This is a genomic window from Streptomyces sp. Q2, from assembly GCF_056820935.1.
Genome location: NZ_JBXEJE010000013.1, coordinates 139,217 through 162,021, shown reverse-complemented (window position 1 = coordinate 162,021; position 22,805 = coordinate 139,217). Strand labels below are relative to the sequence as shown.

Below are 22,805 nucleotides of genomic sequence, written 5' to 3'. Positions count from 1 at the left end.
CCCATCCATTGCGCGTCATATGACGCCGAAACCAATTGTGCCCACAGTCCGCCGCTATGCACGACACACGGTGGCGGACGATGGTTGTGCGCTTACCCCCGCCTCAGCGCCCCAGGCGCCCGCGGACCATCCCGACCAGTGAGTTCAGCTCCTCGATACGCATCTTGCGGGCGGCGACGAAGAAGACTCCGAGCAGTACCGCTCCTCCGGCGATCAGTGCGGCGAACGAGCCGAGGACGCCCTGGCCGAGCGTGTGGCCGATGCCGTAGCAGGCGGCTCCGCTGAGCAGGGCCGCCGGTACCGAGGCGATGCAGAGCCGGGCGTACGTCCGCAGGACGCGCCCGCCGTCGAGGTCTCCGCCGAGCCGCTTGCGCAGCCGGCGCCAGGCGACGCCGACACCGATCGAGTACGCCAGGCCGTACGCGGCTGCCATGCCGACCACCGCCCAGCGGGCCGGCAGCACGATGTAGCAGACGGCGGCGGCGGCGGCGTTGACGGCGGCCACGATGACCGTGTTGTAGAAGGGGGTTCGGGTGTCCTCGTACGCGTAGAAGGCGCGCAGGACGACGTACTGCACCGAGTACGGGATCAGGCCGAGGCCGAAGGCCATCAGCATGTACCCCATGTTGGTGGCGGCGCTGGTCCCGGAGGAGCCGAAGATCAGCGTGCACATCGGGATGCCGAGTGCCACGAAGCCGAAGGCGAGGGGCACGATCGCGACCGCTGTCGTGCGCAGGCCCTGAGAGATGTCGTCGCGCACCGCTCCGCCGTCGTCCTCGGCGGCCGAGCGCGAGATGCGAGGCAGCAGGGCGGCCATGAGGGAGACGGTGATGATGGCCTGCGGGAGGCCCCAGATGAGCTGGGCGTTCGCGTAGGCGCTGAAGCCGGTGCCGGGGATCTTCGTGCCGGCGACCGCCGCGGTGGCCAGCTGGGTGACCACGAGCGCGCCCGCCTGGTTGGCGAGGACGAACAGGATGGTCCACTTGGCGAGCATCGCGGCCTTGCCCAGGCCGTGGCCCTTCCAGTCGAAGCGCAGCCGCAGTCGGAAGCCGGTCTCGCGCAGATACGGGATCATCGCGAGGGCCTGCACCACGAGCCCGAGCAGGATGCCGATGCCGAGCAGTCGCTGGCCTTCCGGCGGGATGTTCGTGACGCTCATCCCGGAGTGCTCCGCGGTGCCGTACACCCAGAGGAACATCCCGAGCGTCACGATGATGACGATGTTGTTGAGGACCGGGGTCCACATCATCGCGCCGAACCTGCCACGGGCGTTGAGGATCTGCCCCATCACCACGTGGACGCCCATGAAGAAGATCGAGGGCAGGAAGTAGCGGGTGAAGGTGACGGCGACGTCGTTGGCCGCGGGGTCGCTCGCGACGGAGTTCGACAGCGCGCGCACCAAGAGCGGCGCCGCGAACATCGCGATCGCGGTGAGCGCGGCGAGCGCCACCATGACGAGCGTCAGCAGCCGGTTCGCGTACGCCTCACCACCGTCGTCGTCGTCCTTCATGGCGCGCACGAGCTGTGGCACGAAGACGGAGTTCAGGCCGCCGCCGACGGTGAGGATGTAGATCATGGTCGGCAGCTGGTACGCCACCTGGAAGGAGTCACCCAGGAAAGCGGTGCCCAGCGCCGAGACGATCAGCGCGGAGCGGACGAAGCCGGTGAGGCGGGAGACCATCGTGCCCGCCGCCATCACGGCACTCGACTGCAGCAGACCCGTGGCCCGGCCGCCCTTCTTCGCGGCGGGCGCCGGCGCCGCCGGAGCGGGGGTCTCGGCGGCGGACGGTGTCGGGGGCGCCTGGTACTGACCCTGGGCGGGCGGTGTCGCCGCCTGGTACTGACCTGCTGGCGGTGCGGGGGTCGGATTCGGTACCGACGGGGGGTCGTACGGCGAGTGGCCGCCACCCTGCTGCTGGTCCCGGAAGAGGTGGGCGAAGGCGTCCGGCTCGTGGCGCTGCTCGCCCGCCTGGGTCACCAGGTCGTCGACGCCCACGAACTGAGTGGTCCGGGGATCGTCGCCGTACGGCAGGTACTGGGTCGGCCCCTCCGGCTCGGGCGCCGGGGTCTGCGCCCACACGCGCGGGTCCGGGGCGTACGACGACTGCGACGGCTGGGCGTAAAGCGGCTGCTGCGGCTGGTATGCGTCCGGGGGCGGCGGAGGGTGGGCCGCGCGGTCGTAGAGCGCCTCGGCGACCGGGTCCTGGGCGTAGAGCTCCTGCGCCCGGTAGGGGTCCTGGTCGTGGGCGTCCTGGAGGTACATGTCTGCGGGGGGCTGCGGCGGTACCTGGCCGTGCTCGGGCGGCGGGCCCTCGGGGTCGCCCGAGCTGCCCGCGGCCTGGCCGCGGTCACCGTCGTACGGCGCGTTCATGGTTACCCCACCTCATCGTCCCGGGCCCACCGGCCACGACATCCTCAACGGTCCACTCTCTCACCCGTGCCGGAAGGGTCTGCGCTTTCCGCTGGGGTGTCCGGCGTCGGGTCACTCGGCTGCTCGGGGTCGTCTGCCCGGGCCCGGGTGCCGGACTCCTCCTTGAGACGGTCTTCGGGGCCCCCGTGGTTCACCGGTTCGCCCTCGGCCTCGTCCGTTCCGTCGGGGCCGTCATCCTCGGCTTCACGGGCGGCCGCACGCTTGCGCTGCGTGTACATCCGGAAGCCGGCGAGGACGAGCAGGAGGAAGCCGCCGCCGATGACCAGCATCACGGTGGCCGTGAACTCGGTGACCTTCACGTCGAAGGTGACGGGTTCGCCGTACGCCTGGCCGTCCTCCGTGTACAGCTGGGCGATCACCGTGGCCTTGCCGTTGGCCTTGGCCGTCGTGGGGAACTTCACCGTCTGGCTGTGTCCGCCGTTGACCTCGACCGACTGCTCGGAGTACGACTTGCCGCGGATCTCGAGGCGCTTCGGGCTGAGCGAGGTGAGCCGCAGCACCAGGTGGTCCACGCCCTGCACCAGGTTGTTCTGCGCGGTCACCGGGATCGTGGCGCTGCGTCCGGAGAGCTTGGTCTCGGACTTGTCGATCAGTTTGACCTGGTCCTTCAGCTCATCGAGGTACTCCTCCACGTCGTTGCGGAAGCCGGTCGCCTCCGCGGCGCGACCACGCCACGACGTGGACATCTCACGGTTCAAGGCCCGTCCGAAGGGGGTCACCACCCTGGACTGGTTGGCGAGGATCACCTTGAAGTTGTCGAGCTTCTCCTGCGTGCCGGCGATCTGCACGAAGGCCGACCGCGGCAGCTCCTGCTTGCGCAGCGAGGCGGGGTACTTGGACGTCGACGGCACCTTCGTGGTGGCCGCCGGGTCCGGCTTGGCGGTGGCGGCCGCGGTGAGGTCCTGGGATTCGGACCAGTTCCCGCCTTGCAGAGCCGTCACCGCCTCGGCCATGGCCAGGGCCTGGCGCGACGACGGCAAGCGCTGCGGGGCGATGACGATGCTGCGCTGCTTGTCGGTCTGCAGGTTGAGGGCGAGGCTCTGGGCCAGGAACTGCTGTACGGCGAGCGTGGAGGCGGAGGCCCTTGTCAGATCGCCCTGGAAGGCCGTCGACAGGCGAGCGTCCGCGACCACGGCCGTGGTGCCGCCGCCGATGGGCCGGGCCGCGGAGGGCGTGTACGTCAGAGGGCCCGTCTCCTGCAGGCTGTCGCTGCGTGCGATGACCTTGTCGGCGCCGGCGGACGTGGCGACCTTGACGATCGAGGGGTCGACGGCCCCCTCCACGGGCCAGGCGAAGTCGGTGACCGGTTTCACGTGGAGGATCGTGTCCACCGTGTCGGTGACGACATCCGTGGCGTTCTTGAGCTGGCTCAGGGAGCCGGTGACGCTCGTGCCGTTGTGGGCGAGGGAGGCGAGGTCCGGGTCGGAGAACGGCAGCGCGACGACTTCCTTGCCCACCACCGCCCGCTGCAACTCGGCGAGCCAGCGGTTGGCGAGCGCCTGATTCTCCTGGGAGCCCGGCCTTGTGGTCTCGCCCGACTTCACGCGGTAGGTGTTCGTCATCGCGTCGACCGAGGCCAGCAGGTCGGGGTCGACCACCCACGTGACGTCGAGGTCCTTGCCCAGTGACACCAGCTGGTCCAGGCGGCCGCCCGGGGAGATCTCCTTGGCGAGGTCGTCGTTGCGGAAGACCGGCGTCTGCTGCTCGTTCGATCCCGTCTCCGCCGTCATGTGAACGGTGGAGAGAAGCGGCCACAGGTACGTCGTCTTCGTCTTCGTGTCCGCCTCGCCGGACTGCCACGGCAGGAACGTGCTCCGCGTGCCGAGCACCTGCTCCCAGGGCTGCGCGGAGGTCTCGCCGGAGAGCGAGACAGCGAGGGGGTAGACCCCGCTGCTGCCTAGGTCGAGCTCGTCCATCGGTACCGAGATGGAGAAGGGCTGGGCGACGCCCGGAGTCAGCTTGGAGTACTTCTCGACGTACTTGCCGCCGACCTCCGGCCCGGTGGCGGCCTGCGTGTCGCTGCTGTCCCTGGCGGCGCTGTCGATGCCCGAGCGGGTCGTCACCTCGTTACCCACCCGCAGGCCCACATGTGCGTCGGTGACGGCCTGCTTGCCGTTGTTGGTCACCGTGCCGGACACGGTCAGTGTGTCGCCGTCCGTGGGGGTGCTGGGGCTGAGCGTGTCGACGGCCACGGACACCGTGCCCGAGTCGGCGGCGGCCTGCGCGAAGGTCTGTCCGGCGGCGTGCGCGGACGTTGCTGAGGGCAGCTGGCACAGTCCGGCCAGCAGAGGCGCCCCGGCGAGCAGCGCTCCGGTGCGCCGCAGCCAGCGGCGGGCAGGTGAGGGACTCGTCCCCTGGAAGTCTGCCGCCTCGGCCACGCGCTCGCCCGTCCCTCGTCGTCGTCAGTGGTCGTCGGAATGTGCGTCCACGCATGGTAACGATGCGCGCTGAGGGGAAGTGCCGCGGTCTGCTTCACAAGATCGGGGACGCGGCCGTGCTGTCCCGATTGTGCACGTATAAAAGGGGCCACCTTCGTGGGTTCGCGGGCAGGCCTTGTGCAGGTAGGGGTGGAGAGTCTGTGCGCGTTTAATGGAGGAGCTCGGGGCCGCCCGAGCCACGTACCCTCTTCTGTTGTGCCGAACGCCAACGAAGACACCCCCAGTGCCCTGAGTCAGGTGCAGCTCCGCGCGGTCAGTGAACTGTTGCGGGTCGCTCCTGTCGCCGACGACCTCGCCCGCCGATTCCAGGAGGCCGGGTTCTCGCTCGCCCTGGTCGGCGGCTCCGTCCGGGACGCGCTGCTCGGCCGGCTCGGTAACGATCTGGACTTCACGACCGACGCTCGTCCCGAGGACGTCCTGAAGATCGTGCGGCCGTGGGCGGACGCCGTCTGGGAGGTCGGGATCGCCTTCGGCACGGTCGGTGCCCAGAAGGACGGCTACCAGATCGAGGTCACCACCTACCGGTCGGAGGCGTACGACCGGACCTCGCGCAAGCCCGAGGTGTCGTACGGCGACTCCATCGAGGAGGACCTCGTCCGACGGGACTTCACCGTGAACGCGATGGCTGTCGCGCTGCCGGAGAAGGAGTTCATCGATCCGCACGGCGGCCTCGACGACCTCGCGGCGCGTGTTCTGCGCACGCCGGGCACCCCCGAGGAGTCCTTCTCGGACGACCCGCTGCGGATGATGCGGGCCGCGCGCTTCGCCGCGCAGCTCGACTTCGAGGTGGCTCCCGAGGTCGTCACGGCCATGGAGGAGATGTCCGGGCGCATCGAGATCGTCTCGTCCGAGCGGGTACGGGACGAGCTGAACAAGCTGATCCTTTCCGCGCTCCCGCGCAAGGGTCTGACGCTGCTCGTCGACACGGGGATCGCCGACCACGTCCTGCCGGAGCTGCCCGCCCTGCGGCTGGAGAGCGACGAGCACCACCGGCACAAGGACGTCTACGAGCACACGCTGATCGTTCTGGAGCAGGCGATCGCGCTGGAGGAGAACGGTCCCGACCTCGTTCTCCGCCTGGCCGCTCTGTTGCACGACATCGGCAAGCCGCGCACACGCCGCTTCGAGCAGGACGGCCGGGTCTCGTTCCATCACCACGAGGTGGTCGGAGCGAAGATGACCAAGAAGCGCATGACCGCCCTGAAGTACTCCAACGATCTGGTGAAGGACGTCTCGCAACTGGTCGAACTCCACCTGCGCTTCCACGGGTACGGCGCCGGGGAATGGACCGACTCCGCGGTCCGTCGCTATGTCAGGGACGCGGGGCCGCTTCTCGACCGTCTCCACAAGCTGACCCGGTCGGACTGCACGACCCGGAACAAGCGAAAGGCGGCCGCGCTGTCGCGGGCGTACGACGGCCTGGAGGAGCGGATCGCTCAGCTCCAGGAGCAGGAGGAGCTGGACGCGATCCGTCCCGATCTCGACGGCAACCAGATCATGGAGAACCTCGGTGTCGGGCCCGGCCCCGCTGTCGGCCGCGCCTACAAGCACATGCTGGAGCTTCGTCTGGAGCACGGGCCGATGGAGCACGACGAGGCGGTGGCCGCACTCAAGGAGTGGTGGGCCGAGCAGAGCTGAAGCCGTGAAAGGGGGTCATGTTTCACGTGAAACATGACCCCGGACGCGCAGAAGGCCCCTCTCGGGTGCACTCAGAGGCGTGTTTCACGTGAAACATGACTCGGTGGAGGTCACCGGCGTTCAAATCGGGCCAGAGCAACGGCGACTGCTCCGTAGATGACGGCGATCGTGAGTACCAGCGGCACCGACCGGCCGTCCGGAGGCAGCATCAGGGCGGCGACGGCGGCGGCACTGACGAAGGCGACGTTGAACAGCACGTCGTAGACGGAGAAGATCCTTCCCCGGAAGCCGTCCTCGACCGAGGACTGGACGATCGTGTCCGTGGCGATCTTCGCGCCCTGGGTCGACAGGCCCAGCACGAAGGCCGCGGCGAGCATGGGGGCGGTGGCGAACGGCAGACCCAGGGAGAGTTCCAGGACCGCGGCGGCCGCGGCGCACACGAGGATCCACCTGCCGGGGCCGAGCCGTCCGGCCGCCCAGGGCGTCACGACGGCTGCCGCGAAGAAGCCTGCGCCGGAGATTCCCAAGGCCAGGCCGAGCAGGGCGAGTCCGTCGTCGGTGTTCGAGGAGAACTCGTACCGGCAGAGCATCAGCAGCATGACCAGCAGAGCGCCGTAGCAGAACCGCATCAGCGCCATCGCGCCGAGCGCCTGGGCGGCCTCCCGGCGTGAGGGTGCGGCGAGATGCCGTACGCCCGCCATCAGGTCGCGGGCGGTGCCCACGAGCGCTGTCGCGAGTCGATGCGGTATCACGCGGTCGGGGCCCAGCAGTTCCGGAGCCATGCGCAGTGATGCGAGCGCCCCGCACAGGTACAGCGCGGCTCCCACCAGCACCACGGCCGCGTCCGAGTCCGCGACCACCAGCCGTACGACGAAGGCGAGACCGCCGCCCGCGGTCGCGGCGAGCGTTCCGGCGGTCGGGGAAAGGGAGTTGGCGATCACCAGGCGCTCCGCGTCCACGACCCGGGGCAGCGCGGCGGACAGGCCTGACAGGACGAAACGGTTGACGGCGGTGACACACAGGGCGGAGACGTAGAAGAGCCAGTCGGGTACCTGGCTGACGATCAGGGCGGCGGTCACCGATGCCATTGCGGCGCGCAACAGGTTGCCGTACAGGAAGACCTGGCGGCGGCGCCATCGGTCCAGCAGGACGCCGGCGAAGGGGCCCACCAGGGAGTACGGGAGCAGCAGGATGGCCATCGCGGAGGCGATCGCGGTGGCCGAGGTCTGCTTCTCCGGCGAGAAGACGACGTAGGCGGCGAGAGCGACCTGGTACACGCCGTCGGCGCCCTGCGAGAGCAGCCGTACGGCGAGGAGGCGGCGGAAGTTCCGGAAGCGGAGGAGGACGCGCAGGTCACGGACGACGGCCATGGTGCACAGCCTCACACAAGGGGAGGGCCCCCGGGCGCAATGCCTCGGGGACCCTCAACAGGCGAGCACACCGGGGTCTTGGCGTGCTGCGTTCTGGTTCCCTAGCGCTCGACCTCGCCCTTGATGAACTTCTCGACGTTGTCGTAGGCCTCGTCGTCGAAGTACTGGACCGGCGGGGACTTCATGAAGTACGAGGACGCCGACAGGATCGGGCCGCCGATGCCGCGGTCCTTGGCGATCTTCGCGGCGCGCAGGGCGTCGATGATGACACCCGCGGAGTTCGGGGAGTCCCAGACCTCGAGCTTGTACTCCAGATTCAGCGGGACGTCACCGAAGGCACGGCCCTCGAGACGGACGTACGCCCACTTGCGGTCGTCCAGCCAGGCGACGTAGTCCGACGGGCCGATGTGGACGTTGTCGGCGCCCATGTCGCGGTCGCGGATCTGCGAGGTGACGGACTGCGTCTTCGAGATCTTCTTGGACTCGAGGCGGTCACGCTCGAGCATGTTCTTGAAGTCCATGTTGCCGCCGACGTTGAGCTGCATGGTGCGCTCGAGACGGACACCGCGGTCCTCGAACAGCTTCGCCATCACGCGGTGCGTGATGGTGGCGCCGACCTGCGACTTGATGTCGTCGCCGACGATCGGAACGCCCGCCTCGGTGAACTTGTCCGCCCACTCCTTGGTGCCGGCGATGAAGACCGGAAGGGCGTTGACGAACGCGACCTTGGCGTCGATGGCGGCCTGGGCGTAGAACTTCGCCGCGTCCTCGGAACCGACGGGCAGGTAGCAGACGAGGACGTCGACCTGCTTGTCCTTGAGGATCTGGACGACGTCGACCGGGGTCTCGTCGGACTCCTCGATGGTCTCGCGGTAGTACTTGCCGAGACCGTCGAGCGTGTGGCCACGCTGGACCGTGACGCCCTTGTTCGGGACGTCGCAGATCTTGATGGTGTTGTTCTCGCTGGCACCGATGGCGTCCGAGAGGTCGAGGCCGACCTTCTTCGCGTCGACGTCGAAGGCGGCGACGAACTCGACGTCGCCGACGTGGTAGTCGCCGAACTGGACGTGCATCAGGCCGGGCACCTTGGTCGCCGGATCGGCGTCCTTGTAGTACTCGACTCCCTGCACCAGCGACGCGGCGCAGTTGCCCACGCCGACGATGGCTACGCGAACCGAACCCATTCCGGTTGCTCCCTGTGTGTACGAGTGAGGCCCTGAAGGGGCGCTCACGTGGCGGTGTCGTCGGGCGAATCCGTCCCGGGGAGGTCCCCGGGACGGGGCAGATCGCCCGACGCTCCAGATGTGGTGTCGTGCTGAGCGGACCCCCCGGACGCGGAACCCTTGAGGTCCCGTCCGGCCCGCTCGCTTTCGATGAGCTCGTTCAGCCAGCGCACTTCGCGCTCCACGGACTCCATTCCGTGGCGCTGGAGCTCAAGGGTGTAGTCGTCGAGACGCTCCCGGGTGCGGGCCAGAGAAACGCGCATCTTCTCCAGGCGCTCCTCGAGTCTGCTGCGGCGACCCTCGAGGACGCGCATCCGCACATCACGAGAGGTCTGCCCGAAGAAGGCGAAGCGGGCGGCGAAGTGCTCGTCCTCGTACGCGTCGGGACCCGTCTGCGAGAGGAGCTCCTCGAAGTGCTCCTTACCTTCCGCCGTCAACCGGTAGACGATCTTGGCACGACGCCCTGCGAGTGGTGTGGCGAGGGCGTCCGCGGGGGTGTTCCCCGGCTCCTCGATCAACCAGCCGTTCGCGAGCAGCGTCTTGAGGCAGGGGTACAGGGTTCCGTAGCTGAACGCACGGAACACGCCCAGTGACGTGTTGAGTCGTTTGCGCAGCTCATATCCGTGCATCGGGGACTCGCGGAGCAGGCCGAGTACGGCGAACTCGAGGATCCCGGAACGCCGGCTCATCGTCGCCTCCTCTCTGCCGCGGACGGGGCCGTGACGGTCGTTATGCCGAGCTGATGTATCGACTCGATACATCCAGACGATAGAACGGCCTTCCGGCTCCGGCAAGGGAGGAGATGGTGAACGGGATCACATCACTGATTCATGGGAAGCGAGTTGCCTGGTTTGGGGTGAACTACTGGGCTAGGCAGGGTTTGACGGTGCGTAGTCTGTGCGCCATGCACACCACCGGGAACCGAGTGACGCCTGGGGGGCGTCTTTGTCCTCGGTGCAGTACGGGTGAATGTGTAACCGACCACATCCGTACTTCGGGGGGACCGGAAACCAGCCGCCGTTTCCAGGCGCGCAAAGGTGCGCCTGCCCGAGGAGTAGTCGTTCGATGAGCGAGCACCGTCGCAAACCGCCGCAGCCGCAGGGAGGCGGACGTGCCGCGGCCCGACGCGGCCAGTCCGGTTCGTCCTCCGGCCGCCGCGCGGCTCCGCGAGGCGCCACCGGGTCTCTTTCCGACTCCTATGGGGAGAGTTCCCATGAGTCGGATTCCTATGGTCCGGGAGGCGAGGAACGTCAGTTCGGCAGCCGCGCCGAGGCGCGCCGGGCGGCACAGAGAAGTAGTGGAAGCCGACGCAGAGCGGCCGAACCCGCCGGCCGTGGCCGGCGTGGTGGTCCCGGCGGCCCGAACGGCCCTGGGCGGGGCAGGGGGCGTCCAGCGGCTTCCGGCAAGAAGCGGCTCATCGACTACCCGCGCTCCGGCAAGTACGGCGTGGCGCGCTGGGTGCCGTCGTGGAAGCTGGTGACGGGCCTGTTCATCGGCTTCTTCGGAGGCCTGGTCGCGGTCGCGGGCGTCGGGTACGCGCTCGTGAGCGTCCCGAACATCGACCAGACCGCGACGGCGCAGAACAACGTCTACTACTGGGCCAACGGCAGCGAGATGGTCGCCACGGGCGGTGAGACGAACCGCCAGAACGTCAACCTCTCGCAGATTCCCAAGGCGATGCAGTACGCCGTCATCTCGCAGGAGAACAAGACCTTCGAGACCGACAGCGGCATCGACCCCAAGGGCATCGCCCGCGCGGTGTTCAACATGGCCCGCGGTGGTGAGACGCAGGGTGGCTCGACCATCACCCAGCAGTACGTGAAGAACGCGATGCTGAACGACCAGTCCCAGACGGTCTCGCGAAAGTTCAAGGAGATCTTCGTCTCCATCAAGGTGGGCGCCACGGTCTCGAAGTCCAAGATCATGGAGGGCTACCTCAACTCCGCGTACTACGGACGCTCGGCTTACGGCATCCAGGCGGCTGCCCGCGCGTACTTCAACAAGGACGCCGTCGACCTGAACGAGGGAGAGTGTGCCTTCCTCGCCGCGACACTCAAGGGCGCCACGTACTACGACCCGGCGGGCTCGACTTCCATCGACCCGACCGGCGCCAGTCCGGAGGCCAACCAAAAGCGGGCCCTGGCACAGATGCAGGACACGCTCGACAAGATGGTCGAGTACGGCCATCTGGACCCCGCGGTACGGGCCAAGTACACCAAGCTCCCCAACTGGAAGAACCCGCGCTCGAACAACGAGCTGAGCGGCCAGGTGGGCTACCTCGTCGACCTCGCCAAGGCGTACCTGATCAACAACGACATCATCAGCGCCGACAAGTTGCAGCAGGGCGGGTACTCGATCTACACGACCTTCGACAAGAAGAAGGTCGACGAGCTCGAGAAGTCGGTCCAGAAGGTCCAGAAGGCGAACATCAAGCCCAAGGAGCGCCCGAAGACGGACACCTACGTCCAGTTCGGCGGCGCTTCCGTGGATCCGACGACCGGTGCCATCAAGGCCATCTACGGCGGTGAGGACGCGACGAAGCACTTCACCAACAACGCCGACGCGACCGGTGCCCAGGTGGGTTCGACGTTCAAGCCGTTCGTGCTCGCGGCCGCGATGAAGTGGGGTGTGCGCGATCCGGACCTGGGCGAGAGCCAGGCACAGGACGAGCGCACGGTCGTCTCTCCGAAGAGTCTGTACAGCGGCAAGAACGACCTCAAGATCAAGAACTACGACGGGTCGATCTGGAAGAACGAGAAGGACAAGGAGTGGCTCCAGGAGAACGACGGCCAGGAGTCGTACGGCAGTCCGCCGAACTACCAGATCGACCTGCGTGAGGCCATGCGGGAATCGGTGAACTCCGCCTTCGTGCAGCTCGGCATGGACGTCGGGCTGGACAAGGTGAAGGAGTCGGCCATGGACGCCGGCCTCAAGGAGAACAGCCTTGCGGGCACGAGCTTCCCGTCCTTCTCCATCGGCATCTCCGACCCCAGCGCTATCCGCATGGCGGGCGCGTACGCCACATTCGCGGCCAGCGGCAAGCAGCGTGAGCCGTTCTCCGTGCAGAAGGTCACGAGCAACGAAGGCCAGATCTACACGCACAAGGACGAGACGAAGGACGCGTTCGAAGCGAAGGTCGCCGACAACGTCACGGACGTCCTCAAGACCGTGGTCGACAAGGGCACAGGTACCAATGCCAAGCTGACCGGCCGTGAGGTGGCGGGCAAGACCGGTACCACCGACGGCAACAAGTCCGCCTGGTTCGTGGGCTACACCCCGCAGCTGTCCACGTCGATCACCATGTTCCGGATGGACGACGACGAGTCCAAGAAGAACCGCGAGTTCCTGAAGATGTTCGGAACGGGTGGCCAGGAGAAGATCCACGGTGCCTCGTTCCCGTCCGAGATCTGGCACGACTACATGGAACAGGCACTGAAGGGCATGACGGCGGAGTCGTTCCCGACGCCCGAGCCCATCGGCGAGATCATCAACGACGTCCCGACCCCGACGCCCACTCCCACGGTCAGTGAGACCGAGTCCGCCAGTCCCACGCCGAGCCCGTCGCCCAGCCTGACGTCGAGCTCTCCGTCGCCCACACCGACCGAGAGCTGCCAGTTCGACTGGCAGTGCACCGGTGACAACACCGGCGGGACGGACAACGGAGGCACCACCGACGGCGGTGTGACCTCCTCGCCCACAGAGTCGCCGACAGGCGAGAACGGGAACAACGGAAACAACAACGGAGGCATCTTCGGAGGCCCAGCCGGTTAGCCGTCATATCGCCCACAGAGGGTGTTTCACGTGAAACATGGGCCGCCGCACCCCACAGGTGCGGCGGCCCTCGGCGTACTCCTAGGTGAGTACGGCAGGATGGCTGCATGCCCAGTGCAGAATCGACGCCAGCGAGCGTGCACGAGCCGGACATGGTGCGGCCGACGAAGGACGACGAGGTCGCCAGGAGCGGCAGTGAGCTGATCGGTGGCCCCGTCGGACGACGTGCCCTGCTCGGGACGTCCTGGTGGACTCCCGTCCGGATCATTGCTCTCGTGGCGATCGGCATGTTCGCCCTCGGCCTGGTCCAGAAGGCGCCGTGCTACAACGGCGCCTGGTTCTTCGGCGCCAGCTCGCAGTACACGCATGCGTGCTACTCGGACATCCCGCACCTCTATCAGGGGCGCGGCTTCGCCGACGGACTCGTCCCGTATTTCGACAAGCTCCCCGGTGACATGCAGTACCTCGAATACCCGGTGCTGACCGGTGTGTTCATGGAGGTCGCCAGCTGGCTCACGCCCGGCAGCGGCAGCATCCAGGACCAGGAACAGTGGTACTGGATGGTCAACGCCGGGATGCTGATGGCGTGCGCCGCCGTCATCGCCGTCTGTGTGACCCGTACGCACGCCCGGCGCCCCTGGGACGGGCTGCTGATCGCCCTCGCGCCCGCCGCCGCGCTCACCGCCACCATCAACTGGGACCTCCTCGCGGTCGCCCTGACGGCCGCCGCGATGCTGATGTGGGCCCGGGGCCGCTCCCTCGCCTTCGGCGTCCTGCTGGGGCTCGCCACGGCCGCCAAGCTCTATCCCTTCCTCCTGCTCGGCCCACTGCTCCTGCTGTGCTGGCGCGCCGGCAGATGGCGGGAGTACGGGACGGCCCTGGTCGGGGCGATCGTCGCCTGGCTGGTCGTGAACCTGCCGGTGATGTTCTTCGCCTTCGACGGCTGGTCGAAGTTCTACACGTTCAGCCAGGAGCGAGGCGTCGACTTCGGCTCTTTCTGGCTGATCTGGTCCCAGAACACGAGCAACCCGCCCAGCACCGAGACCGTGAACACGATGGCCACGCTGTTGATGCTGCTGTGCTGCGGTGGCATCGCGGCGCTGACGCTGACCGCCCCGCGCCGTCCGCGCTTCGCTCAGCTCGCTTTCCTGATCGTCGCGGCGTTCATCCTCACCAACAAGGTCTACTCGCCGCAGTACGTCCTCTGGTTGGTGCCGCTGGCCGCGCTGGCCCGGCCCAAGTGGCGGGACTTCCTGATCTGGCAGGCGTGCGAGGTGGCGTACTTCCTGGGCATCTGGATGTACCTCGCGTACACGACCAGCGGAGACGCCCACAAGGGCTTGCCGACCGACGGCTATCACTGGGCCATCGCCCTGCACCTGCTGGGCACGCTGTACCTGTGTGTGGTGGTCGTGCGGGACATCCTCATGCCGGAGCGGGACGTGGTGCGCCGGGCAGGTGACGACGACCCCTCGGGCGGTGTGCTCGACGGCGCGGAGGATGTCTTCGTCCTCGGCCCCGCGGCCCATCCGCCGCGGCACGCGGCCCACTTCGAGGTGCCTCAGGTGGAGTGGGGCACCCAGCGCGCGGTGGCCCCCTCCGAGCCCTCCACGGGTGGTTCGCTCTGAGCGAACACGACGTGGGCGACCCACGCGAAAGGCCGTACACGGACTTCCGTGTACGGCCTTTCGGCTGTTCCTGAACCGCTCAGCCGGCGAGAAGCCGGGGCTCAGCGGTCGACGATCCGGTCGAACTGCGTGGTGGTGTGGCGCAGATGGGCCACCAGCTCCTCACCGACCTTCGGTTCCGAGGCCTCGGCCGGTACGAACAGGATGGAGACCTGCATGTGCGGTGGCTCGGCGAACCAACGCTGTTTGCCGTCCCAGACGAACGGAGAAAGGTTCCGGTTGACCGTGGCGAGGCCGGCGCGGGCAACGCCCTTGGCGCGGGGCATGACACCGTGCAGCGCCTTGGGAGCCTCCAGGCCCACGCCGTGGGACGTACCACCCGCCACGACCACCAGGAAGCCGTCCGAGGCCGCCTTCTGCTGGCGGTAGCCGAAGCGGTCGCCCTTGGAGACGCGCGTGACGTCCAGGACCGCCCCGCGGTACTCGGTGGCCTCGTGGTCCCCCAGCCAGAGTCGGGTGCCGATCCGTGCGCGGAAGCGGGTCTGAGGGAACTGCTGCTGCAGCCGGGCCAGGTCCTCGGCCTTGAGGTGACTGACGAACATCGTGTGCAGCGGCAGGCGGGCCGCGCGCAACCGGTCCATCCAGCCGATGACCTCCTCGACGGCGTCCGAGCCGTCGGTACGGTCCAGCGGCAGGTGGATCGCGAAGCCCTCGAGACGGACGTTCTCTATGGCGGCGTGCAGTTGCGGCAGGTCCTGCTCGCTGATGCCGTGCCGCTTCATCGAGGACATCACCTCGATGACCACACGGGCGCCCACGAGGCCGTACACCCCGTCGATCGACGACACCGAGCGGACGACCCGGTCGGGCAGCGGGACGGGCTCCTCGCCGCGCCGGTACGGCGTCAGCACCAGCAGGTCACCGCCGAACCAGTCCTTGATGCGGGCGGCCTCGTACGTCGTGCCGACGGCGAGGACGTCCGAGCCGAGCCGCGTGGCCTCCTCCGCCAACCGCTCGTGTCCGAAGCCGTAGCCGTTGCCCTTGCAGACCGGGACGAGTCCCGGGAACTGCTCCTGCACGTGCTTGTGGTGCGCCCGCCAGCGCGCGGTGTCGACGTAGAGCGTGAGCGCCATGGCCGGACCTGGAACCTTTCTGGTGGCTGCGGTGTATCAGAGGTATGGGAGCTATTGAAGCGAAGAACGCGACCTCAGCGGCGGGACATGTAGATGTCGAGCGCCTTGTGGAGCAGCTTGTTCAGCGGGAAGTCCCACTCGCCGAGGTACTCGGCGGCCTGGCCGCCCGTGCCCACCTTGAACTGGATCAGACCGAAAAGATGGTCGGTCTCGTCCAGGGAGTCGGAGATGCCCCGCAGGTCGTAGACCGTGCCGCCGAGCGCGTACGCGTCGCGCAGCATCCGCCACTGCATCGCGTTCGAGGGCCGGACCTCGCGGCCGATGTTGTCGGAGGCGCCGTAGGAGTACCAGACGTGCCCGCCGACGATCAGCATCGTCGCCGCCGACAGGTTCACGCCGTTGTGCCGGGCGAAGTACAGCCGCATGCGGTTGGGGTCCTCGGTGTTGAGGGCCGTCCACATGCGCTGGAAGTACGACAGCGGGCGGGGCCTGAAGTGGTCCCGCACAGCGGTGATCTCGTACAGGCGCTGCCATTCCTCCAGGTCGTGATAGCCGCCCTGGACGACCTCGACGCCTGCCTTCTCGGCCTTCTTGATGTTGCGGCGCCACAGCTGGTTGAAGTTCTTGTGGACCTCTTCCAGGGAGCGGTTCGCCAGCGGCACCTGGAAGACATAGCGGGGCTGTACGTCGCCGAAGCCGGCGCCCCCGTCCTCACCCTGCTGCCAGCCCATGCGGCGCAACTTGTCGGAGACCTCGAAGGCGCGCGGTTCGATGAAGTCGGCCTCGATGTCACGCAGCCGCTTCACGTCCGGGTTCTGGATGCCCTGCTTGATGGAGGCGGCCTCCCAGCGCCGGATGATCACCGGCGGCCCCATCTTCACGGAGAAGGCGCCCTGGTGCTTGAGATGCGCGAGCATCGGTTCCAGCCACTCGGTGAGATTCGGCGCGAACCAGTTGATGACCGGGCCCTCTGGAAGATAGGCGAGGTAGCGCTTGATCTTGGGCAGCTGCCGGTAGAGGACGAGACCCGCGCCGACCAGTTCACCACTGCGGTCGTCGAACCAGCCCAGGCTCTCGGAGCGCCACTCCGCCTTGACGTCGGCCCAGGCCGGAACCTGCATGTGGCTCGCCGACGGCAGGCTCTGGATGTATGCCAGATGCTGCTCGCGGCTGATCGTCCTCAGGGTCAGGCTCATTCGGGGCGCTCCTCGGGCTGGTGTGGCCCCATGGGTAAGGGGGCTCCGGCTCTCGCGCCGAAGCCTACTGCGCCTGGCGAGCGCCCCGACTGGGCGTACGGAACCTTCGCCCCGGCCTGTTGGCCGCCGAGGCGTTCCGCCGCGTTTTATGGGGGTTCAGCGGACGGTGTCCGAGGCGTCAGTCAAAAACCCCACCGAAGAGGCCGCCGTGGGCCATGCCGAGGAAGAAGCCGACTGCCGCCGCGCCCAGGCCGAGGACCAGCCCGAAGCGTTCCCGGGTCGTCTCCGAGATCCACTGCCCGTACGCGCCGGTGAGGATCCCCACCAGGCCGGTCCAGGAGCTGAGCAGATGCAGGCTGTGGAACATCGCCGTGACGAACGAGGTGAAGCCCAGCACCAGAGTCACCGCGAGCAGTGTGTCCTGGAGCGGGTGGGGCTTGCCGTCCGTGGCGAAAAGGCCTCCGACGGTGTTGGGTCGCATTGCCTGTGCCATAGGGCACCTCCTGCGGAAGACGGCGCATCGTAGCGCCATACACACCCGATGTGTACAGATTGACGGTCCTGGCGGCCTGATTTCAACCGGGAGCCGCTGTACGGGTAGTCTGTAGCGTCTGCACCGGTGTCTGCCCACGTCATGACAAAGGACTCCCCCTCGGGACCCCCGATTGTCAGTGGCGGCCGATACCGTTGCGTACGCATCACAACCCTCCTGCCACGGAACTGCCGTGGCCGTTGAGTCCAAAGGAGGTGGGTTCTACATGCGTCACTACGAGGTGATGGTCATCCTCGACCCCGATCTGGAGGAGCGCGCTGTCGCCCCCCTGATCGAGAACTTCCTCTCCGTCGTCCGTGAGGGCAACGGAAAGGTCGAGAAGGTCGACACCTGGGGCCGTCGTCGTCTCTCGTACGAGATCAAGAAGAAGCCTGAGGGCATCTACTCGGTCATCGACCTGCAGGCCGAGCCTGCGGTCGTCAAGGAGCTCGACCGCCAGATGAACCTGAACGAGTCGGTCCTCCGGACCAAGGTCCTCCGTCCCGAGACCCACTGAGCTTTCCCGCTCAGCTGATCTCGGATTCCGAGTAGCAGCACCAGCAGCCAGCAGCAAACCCGCCGAGAGGTTCCCCCATGGCAGGCGAGACCGTCATCACGGTCGTCGGCAATCTTGTCGACGACCCCGAGCTGCGCTTCACCCCTTCCGGTGCGGCGGTCGCGAAGTTCCGTGTCGCGTCCACCCCCCGCACCTTCGACCGTCAGACGAATGAGTGGAAGGACGGCGAGAGCCTGTTCCTGACCTGCTCGGTCTGGCGGCAGGCGGCTGAGAACGTCGCCGAGTCGCTCCAGCGAGGCATGCGCGTCATTGTGCAGGGCCGGCTGAAGCAGCGGTCCTATGAGGACCGTGAGGGCGTCAAGCGCACGGTCTACGAGCTGGACGTCGAGGAAGTCGGCGCCAGCCTGCGCAGTGCCACGGCCAAGGTCACCAAGACCGCCGGCCGCGGTGGCCAGGGTGGGTTCAGCGGCGGTGGCGGTGGCGGCGGCGCCCAGGGTGGTGGCAGCTGGGGCGGTGGCTCCGGCGGCGGCCAGCAGGGCGGCGGCGGTGCTCCTGCCGACGACCCGTGGGCAACCAGCGCTCCCGCCGGCGGCCAGCAGGGCGGCGGCGGTGGCGGCGGCTGGGGTGGAAACTCCGGCGGCGGTGGCGCCGGCGGCGGCTACTCGGACGAGCCCCCCTTCTAGGCCTCCGGGCCGAGGGTGGGTCGTACCCACACTTCTTGATCACACAGGAGATACACCATGGCGAAGCCGCCTGTGCGCAAGCCTAAGAAGAAGGTCTGCGCATTCTGCAAGGACAAGGTCACGTACGTGGACTACAAGGACACGAACATGCTGCGGAAGTTCATTTCCGACCGCGGCAAGATCCGTGCCCGCCGCGTGACCGGCAACTGCACGCAGCACCAGCGTGACGTCGCCACGGCAGTGAAGAACAGCCGTGAGATGGCGCTGCTGCCCTACACCTCCACTGCGCGATAAGGGAAGGGTGACCGAAACATGAAGATCATCCTCACCCACGAGGTCTCCGGCCTCGGTGCCGCGGGCGACGTCGTCGACGTCAAGGACGGTTACGCTCGCAACTACCTGATCCCGCGGAACTTCGCGATTCGCTGGACCAAGGGTGGCGAGAAGGACGTCGAGCAGATTCGTCGTGCTCGCAAGATCCACGAGATTCAGACCATCGAGCAGGCCAACGCTGTAAAGGCCCAGCTCGAGGGTGTCAAGGTTCGCCTGGCCGTCCGCTCCGGCGACGCCGGTCGTCTCTTCGGTTCCGTCACTCCGGCCGACGTCGCTTCCGCGATCAAGGCTTCCGGTGGCCCCGAGGTCGACAAGCGCCGCATCGAGCTCGGCTCGCCGATCAAGACGCTGGGCGCCCACGAGACGTCCGTGCGTCTGCACCCCGAGGTTGCCGCCAAGGTCAACATCGAGGTCGTCGCGGCCTGATCGCCGCACTCGGCTTGAATGGCTGAAGGAAGGGGCCGCACCCAGCGAGGTGCGGCCCCTTCCGCGCGCCGAGTGTCTTTTCGGGAGTTCATGTTTCACGTGAAACGCCGGTTTCACGTGAAACAGTCAGCGCGTCGCGCCCGTCACCAGCCAGCGCCCGGAGCGGGTGCGTAGCCACAGTGTCAACATGCGCACGGCCATCATCAGTGTCATGGCCGCCCAGAGAGCCGTGAGTCCGCCGCCCAGGGCAGGTACCAGGATGGCGGCCGGGATGAACACCGCCAGGGTGACCAGCATCGCCCACGCCAGGTATGGACCGTCGCCCGCGCCCATGAGGACTCCGTCCAGGACGAAGACGACGCCGCAGATCGGCTGAGACAGGGCGACGATCACGAGAGCGGGCAGGGCCGCGTCCTTCACCACGGAGTCGCTGGTGAAGAGGGGCAGGAATACCGGGCGGCTGATCATGACCAGTATGCCGAGCAGGGCGCCGACCGCGATGCCCCACTGCACCATGCGGCGACAGACGTTGCGGGCGCCTTCCGGGTCGTCGGCTCCGAGATAGCGACCGATGATGGCCTGTCCGGCGATGGCGATGGCATCGAGCGCGAACGCGAGCAGGCTCCACAGCGACAGGATGATCTGGTGTGCCGCGATGTCGGCGTCGCCGAGGCGAGCTGCCACAGCGGTGGCGATCATCAGGATCGCCCGTAGCGAGAGCGTACGGACGAGCAAGGGGACGCCGGCGTGTGCTGAGGACCGGATCCCGGCGGCATCGGGTCTCAGTGACGCCCCGTGCCGACGGGCACCGCGGACCACCACCACGAGATAGGCGGCGGCCATGCCACACTGCGCGATGACCGTGCCCCAGGCGGAGCCCGCGATGCCGAGGCCGGCGCCGTAGACGAGGGCCACATTGAGGGCGGCGTTGGCGATGAAGCCCGCGATGGCGACGTACAGCGGTGTCCTTGTGTCCTGCAGTCCGCGCAGAACGCCGGTGGCGGCGAGCACGACGAGCATGGCCGGGATGCCCAGGGCTGAGATCCGTAGGTAGGTGGTCGCGTACGGGGCGGCGGTGTCGGAGGCGCCGAAGAGTTCCACGACCCCCGGGGCGGTGGGCAGGATGGTGGCGATGACGGCGGCACCGAGAAGTAGCGCCAGCCAGATGCCGTCCATGCCTTGGCGGATGGCGGCCTGAAGGTCGCCCGCTCCGACGCGTCGGGCCACGGCGGCCGTGGTGGCGTAGGCGAGGAAGACGAAGATGCTGACGGAGGTCACGAGGAGAGCCGAGGCGATGCCGAGACCGGCGAGTTGGGCCGTGCCGAGATGGCCCACGATGGCGCTGTCGGCCATGACGAAGAGGGGCTCGGCGACGAGCGCGCCGAAGGCCGGGACGGCCAGCGCGACGATCTCTCGGTCGTGCCGGCGGCGGGTGGCCTTGGGGGTCGCGGGAGCCTGTGTCATGAGCACCAATCTAATCGTCCACAGGTAAGAGATGCAATGGTGCAATGACCCTTACTGATCGTCGCGCCATGTGCTCTTCTGCGTACCGTTCGATGTGATCTTGGTCTGACTGGGAAAGTTTTTCTTCTGCACAGCCGGTGGACGGCGAAAGGCCAGGTCAGATGGGTCTTCGTGCGAAGTGCCGAAGCTTGTTCACAGGGCTGTCCACCGGGTCGTGCACAGGTTTTGCCGACTTCTCCACAGCATCCGGGCCGTCGTCCACATGGCCTGTGGATAACCAGATTGGCTGACGGTGCCCGCGGGCCTACCGTGGACCGGCGCCCACTCCGTCCGTCGGCCTGGAAACCATCACAAAGCCGACGCGCCAGAACCGGAGTTGGGCGTCTCATTTGTCAGTGCCGTGCCGTAGAAAAGAGAGGCACGGCGAAGGTCCGCTCCGCGGACGGGAGGAGGTGGCTCGGTGAGCATTTCCGAGCCCTTGGACGACCCCTGGGCGGACAGCGGTCCCAGTGATCGTCTGCCCGCCTCCCGACGTCGTGGCGACGGAGCCCGGGGCCGCGACGAGCAGCACGACCGAGGCAGGGAGAACGGGGCTTGGGAGGGCGGCGGTTCATCCTTCGAGCGGGTTCCGCCGCAGGATCTCGACGCCGAGCAGTCCGTGCTGGGCGGCATGCTGCTTTCCAAGGACGCCATCGCTGATGTCGTCGAGGTCCTCAAGGGCCACGACTTCTACAAGCCGGCGCACGAGACGATCTATCAGGCGATCCTCGACGTCTACGCCAAGGGCGAGCCGGCCGACCCCATCACGATCGCCGCCGAACTCACCAAGCGCGGTGAGATCAACAAGGTCGGCGGGGCGTCGTATCTGCACACCCTCGTCCAGACCGTTCCGACGGCGGCGAACGCCGAGTACTACGCGGAGATCGTCCACGAGCGTGCCGTCCTGCGCCGCCTGGTGGAGGCCGGTACCCGCATCACACAGATGGGATACGCGGCCGACGACGACGTCGACGAGATCGTCAACCGGGCCCAAGCCGAGATCTATGCGGTCACCGAGCAGCGCACCAGCGAGGACTACCTGCCCCTCGGCGACATCATGGAGGGTGCGCTCGACGAGATCGAAGCGATCGGCTCGCGCAGCGGTGAGATGACCGGAGTGCCCACGGGTTTCACGGACTTCGACTCGCTGACCAACGGTCTGCATCCGGGCCAGATGATCGTCATCGCCGCCCGTCCCGCCATGGGTAAGTCCACCCTCGCGCTGGACTTCGCGCGGGCCGCGTCGATCAAGAACAACCTGCCGAGCGTGATCTTCTCCCTCGAAATGGGCCGCAACGAGATCGCGATGCGCCTGCTGTCCGCCGAGGCCCGCGTTGCCCTGCACCACATGAGATCCGGCACGATGACCGACGAGGACTGGACGCGGCTGGCCCGGCGGATGCCGGACGTCTCGGCCGCGCCGCTGTTCATCGACGACTCCCCGAACCTGTCGATGATGGAGATCCGTGCCAAGTGCCGCCGGCTGAAACAGCGCAACGACATCAGGCTGGTCGTCATCGACTATCTCCAGCTGATGCAGTCCGGTGGCTCGAAGCGTGCGGAGAACCGTCAGCAGGAAGTCTCGGACATGTCGCGAAACCTGAAGCTGCTGGCCAAGGAGCTGGAGGTGCCGGTCATCGCGCTCTCCCAGTTGAACCGTGGTCCCGAGCAGCGCACGGACAAGAAGCCCATGGTCTCCGACCTGCGTGAGTCCGGTTCCATCGAGCAGGACGCCGACATGGTCATCCTGCTGCACCGCGAGGACGCCTATGAGAAGGAGTCCCCGCGCGCCGGCGAGGCTGACCTGATCGTGGCCAAGCACCGAAACGGTCCGACGGCGACGATCACGGTCGCCTTCCAGGGCCACTACTCGCGTTTTGTGGACATGGCGCAGACCTGATCCCGGAGCGTCCTCAGCCGGGCCCGCCGGCCGAGGACGCGGCCGACAACAGCACCGACCCTGATGCCGTCATCCACGTTGGC

At 67.6% G+C, this 22,805-nt stretch carries 17 protein-coding genes; 8 read left to right on the top strand and 9 right to left on the bottom strand.

Translation table 11 applies throughout. The features are described from left to right. Positions 1–103: 103 nt before the first annotated feature. Both murJ and ACWBNA_RS16635 read right to left on the bottom strand, forming a co-directional pair. Positions 104–2,371: a murein biosynthesis integral membrane protein MurJ gene (murJ, locus tag ACWBNA_RS16640; protein ID WP_482705107.1), complete on the bottom strand. Its 2,268-nt coding sequence runs from the start codon at positions 2,369–2,371 to the stop codon at positions 104–106. Positions 2,372–2,415: 44 nt separating this feature from the next. Then, the gene (locus tag ACWBNA_RS16635) at positions 2,416–4,809 is read right to left on the bottom strand and encodes a DUF6049 family protein (RefSeq protein ID WP_482705106.1); all 2,394 of its coding nucleotides are present in this window, start codon (positions 4,807–4,809) and stop codon (positions 2,416–2,418) included. A gap of 255 nt (positions 4,810–5,064) precedes the next feature. Here ACWBNA_RS16635 and ACWBNA_RS16630 point away from each other — a divergent pair, with 255 nt between their 5' ends. Next, complete coding sequence (locus ACWBNA_RS16630) at positions 5,065–6,507, top strand: CCA tRNA nucleotidyltransferase (protein ID WP_482705105.1); 1,443 nt, start codon at positions 5,065–5,067, stop codon at positions 6,505–6,507. Between the two features lie 110 nt (positions 6,508–6,617). Here the strand turns inward: ACWBNA_RS16630 and ACWBNA_RS16625 are convergent, their stop codons facing one another. From ACWBNA_RS16625 to ACWBNA_RS16615, 3 genes are all read right to left on the bottom strand, one after another. Then, on the bottom strand, positions 6,618–7,877 hold the full coding sequence (locus ACWBNA_RS16625) for an MFS transporter (protein ID WP_482705104.1): 1,260 nt from the start codon (positions 7,875–7,877) through the stop codon (positions 6,618–6,620). Between the two features lie 101 nt (positions 7,878–7,978). Next, a complete protein-coding gene (locus ACWBNA_RS16620) occupies positions 7,979–9,061 on the bottom strand; it encodes an inositol-3-phosphate synthase (RefSeq protein ID WP_482705103.1) in 1,083 nt (360 codons plus the stop codon). 44 nt (positions 9,062–9,105) lie between these two features. Continuing rightward, a complete protein-coding gene (locus tag ACWBNA_RS16615) occupies positions 9,106–9,789 on the bottom strand; it encodes a PadR family transcriptional regulator (RefSeq protein WP_482705102.1) in 684 nt (227 codons plus the stop codon). Between the two features lie 376 nt (positions 9,790–10,165). Between ACWBNA_RS16615 and ACWBNA_RS16610 the strand changes: the two genes are divergently transcribed. Together ACWBNA_RS16610 and ACWBNA_RS16605 are read left to right on the top strand one after the other, a co-directional pair. Then, the gene (locus tag ACWBNA_RS16610; protein WP_482705101.1) at positions 10,166–12,871 is read left to right on the top strand and encodes a transglycosylase domain-containing protein; all 2,706 of its coding nucleotides are present in this window, start codon (positions 10,166–10,168) and stop codon (positions 12,869–12,871) included. A gap of 107 nt (positions 12,872–12,978) precedes the next feature. After that, positions 12,979–14,499 carry a glycosyltransferase family 87 protein gene (locus ACWBNA_RS16605; RefSeq protein WP_482705100.1) on the top strand — a complete coding sequence of 507 codons (1,521 nt, stop codon included), beginning with the start codon at positions 12,979–12,981 and terminating at the stop codon, positions 14,497–14,499. A 101-nt stretch (positions 14,500–14,600) separates the two neighbouring features. Here ACWBNA_RS16605 and ACWBNA_RS16600 read toward each other — a convergent pair whose 3' ends face one another. From ACWBNA_RS16600 to ACWBNA_RS16590, 3 genes are all read right to left on the bottom strand, one after another. After that, complete coding sequence (locus tag ACWBNA_RS16600; RefSeq protein ID WP_482705099.1) at positions 14,601–15,632, bottom strand: alanine racemase; 1,032 nt, start codon at positions 15,630–15,632, stop codon at positions 14,601–14,603. 74 nt (positions 15,633–15,706) lie between these two features. Beyond that, positions 15,707–16,828 carry a peptidoglycan bridge formation glycyltransferase FemX gene (gene femX, locus ACWBNA_RS16595; protein ID WP_482705098.1) on the bottom strand — a complete coding sequence of 374 codons (1,122 nt, stop codon included), beginning with the start codon at positions 16,826–16,828 and terminating at the stop codon, positions 15,707–15,709. 178 nt (positions 16,829–17,006) lie between these two features. After that, positions 17,007–17,321, bottom strand: a complete 315-nt coding sequence (locus ACWBNA_RS16590; RefSeq protein ID WP_482705097.1) for a hypothetical protein — start codon at positions 17,319–17,321, stop codon at positions 17,007–17,009. Between the two features lie 265 nt (positions 17,322–17,586). Here ACWBNA_RS16590 and rpsF point away from each other — a divergent pair, with 265 nt between their 5' ends. The 4 genes from rpsF (at position 17,587) to rplI (ending at position 19,319) form a co-directional block, all read left to right on the top strand. Next, the gene (rpsF, locus tag ACWBNA_RS16585; protein ID WP_005482942.1) at positions 17,587–17,877 is read left to right on the top strand and encodes a 30S ribosomal protein S6; all 291 of its coding nucleotides are present in this window, start codon (positions 17,587–17,589) and stop codon (positions 17,875–17,877) included. A 77-nt stretch (positions 17,878–17,954) separates the two neighbouring features. Next, entirely contained in the window at positions 17,955–18,560 is a 606-nt protein-coding gene (locus ACWBNA_RS16580; RefSeq protein WP_482705096.1) for a single-stranded DNA-binding protein, read from the top strand. Positions 18,561–18,617: 57 nt separating this feature from the next. After that, entirely contained in the window at positions 18,618–18,854 is a 237-nt protein-coding gene (gene rpsR, locus ACWBNA_RS16575) for a 30S ribosomal protein S18 (RefSeq protein WP_003949403.1), read from the top strand. Between the two features lie 18 nt (positions 18,855–18,872). Continuing rightward, the gene (gene rplI, locus ACWBNA_RS16570) at positions 18,873–19,319 is read left to right on the top strand and encodes a 50S ribosomal protein L9 (protein WP_175433548.1); all 447 of its coding nucleotides are present in this window, start codon (positions 18,873–18,875) and stop codon (positions 19,317–19,319) included. A gap of 126 nt (positions 19,320–19,445) precedes the next feature. On the opposite strand, the gene ACWBNA_RS16565 is transcribed toward rplI, so the two are convergent. Beyond that, positions 19,446–20,783 carry an MATE family efflux transporter gene (locus ACWBNA_RS16565; protein WP_482705095.1) on the bottom strand — a complete coding sequence of 446 codons (1,338 nt, stop codon included), beginning with the start codon at positions 20,781–20,783 and terminating at the stop codon, positions 19,446–19,448. A gap of 460 nt (positions 20,784–21,243) precedes the next feature. Between ACWBNA_RS16565 and dnaB the strand changes: the two genes are divergently transcribed. Further along, on the top strand, positions 21,244–22,722 hold the full coding sequence (gene dnaB, locus ACWBNA_RS16560; RefSeq protein WP_053751668.1) for a replicative DNA helicase: 1,479 nt from the start codon (positions 21,244–21,246) through the stop codon (positions 22,720–22,722). Positions 22,723–22,805 lie beyond the last annotated feature (83 nt).

What these genes read in the sequence shown, in the direction of transcription:
- ACWBNA_RS16590 (WP_482705097.1), bottom strand. Translation starts at nt 17,321, where the DNA reads ATGGCACAGGCAATGCGACCCAACACCGTCGGAGGCCTTTTCGCCACG.
- ACWBNA_RS16620 (WP_482705103.1), bottom strand. Translation starts at nt 9,061, where the DNA reads ATGGGTTCGGTTCGCGTAGCCATCGTCGGCGTGGGCAACTGCGCCGCG.
- ACWBNA_RS16610 (WP_482705101.1), top strand. Translation starts at nt 10,166, where the DNA reads ATGAGCGAGCACCGTCGCAAACCGCCGCAGCCGCAGGGAGGCGGACGT.
- ACWBNA_RS16580 (WP_482705096.1), top strand. Translation starts at nt 17,955, where the DNA reads ATGGCAGGCGAGACCGTCATCACGGTCGTCGGCAATCTTGTCGACGAC.
- murJ (WP_482705107.1), bottom strand. Translation starts at nt 2,371, where the DNA reads ATGAACGCGCCGTACGACGGTGACCGCGGCCAGGCCGCGGGCAGCTCG.
- femX (WP_482705098.1), bottom strand. Translation starts at nt 16,828, where the DNA reads ATGAGCCTGACCCTGAGGACGATCAGCCGCGAGCAGCATCTGGCATAC.
- rplI (WP_175433548.1), top strand. Translation starts at nt 18,873, where the DNA reads ATGAAGATCATCCTCACCCACGAGGTCTCCGGCCTCGGTGCCGCGGGC.
- ACWBNA_RS16565 (WP_482705095.1), bottom strand. Translation starts at nt 20,783, where the DNA reads ATGACACAGGCTCCCGCGACCCCCAAGGCCACCCGCCGCCGGCACGAC.
- rpsF (WP_005482942.1), top strand. Translation starts at nt 17,587, where the DNA reads ATGCGTCACTACGAGGTGATGGTCATCCTCGACCCCGATCTGGAGGAG.
- ACWBNA_RS16615 (WP_482705102.1), bottom strand. Translation starts at nt 9,789, where the DNA reads ATGAGCCGGCGTTCCGGGATCCTCGAGTTCGCCGTACTCGGCCTGCTC.
- rpsR (WP_003949403.1), top strand. Translation starts at nt 18,618, where the DNA reads ATGGCGAAGCCGCCTGTGCGCAAGCCTAAGAAGAAGGTCTGCGCATTC.
- ACWBNA_RS16605 (WP_482705100.1), top strand. Translation starts at nt 12,979, where the DNA reads ATGCCCAGTGCAGAATCGACGCCAGCGAGCGTGCACGAGCCGGACATG.
- ACWBNA_RS16600 (WP_482705099.1), bottom strand. Translation starts at nt 15,632, where the DNA reads ATGGCGCTCACGCTCTACGTCGACACCGCGCGCTGGCGGGCGCACCAC.
- ACWBNA_RS16625 (WP_482705104.1), bottom strand. Translation starts at nt 7,877, where the DNA reads ATGGCCGTCGTCCGTGACCTGCGCGTCCTCCTCCGCTTCCGGAACTTC.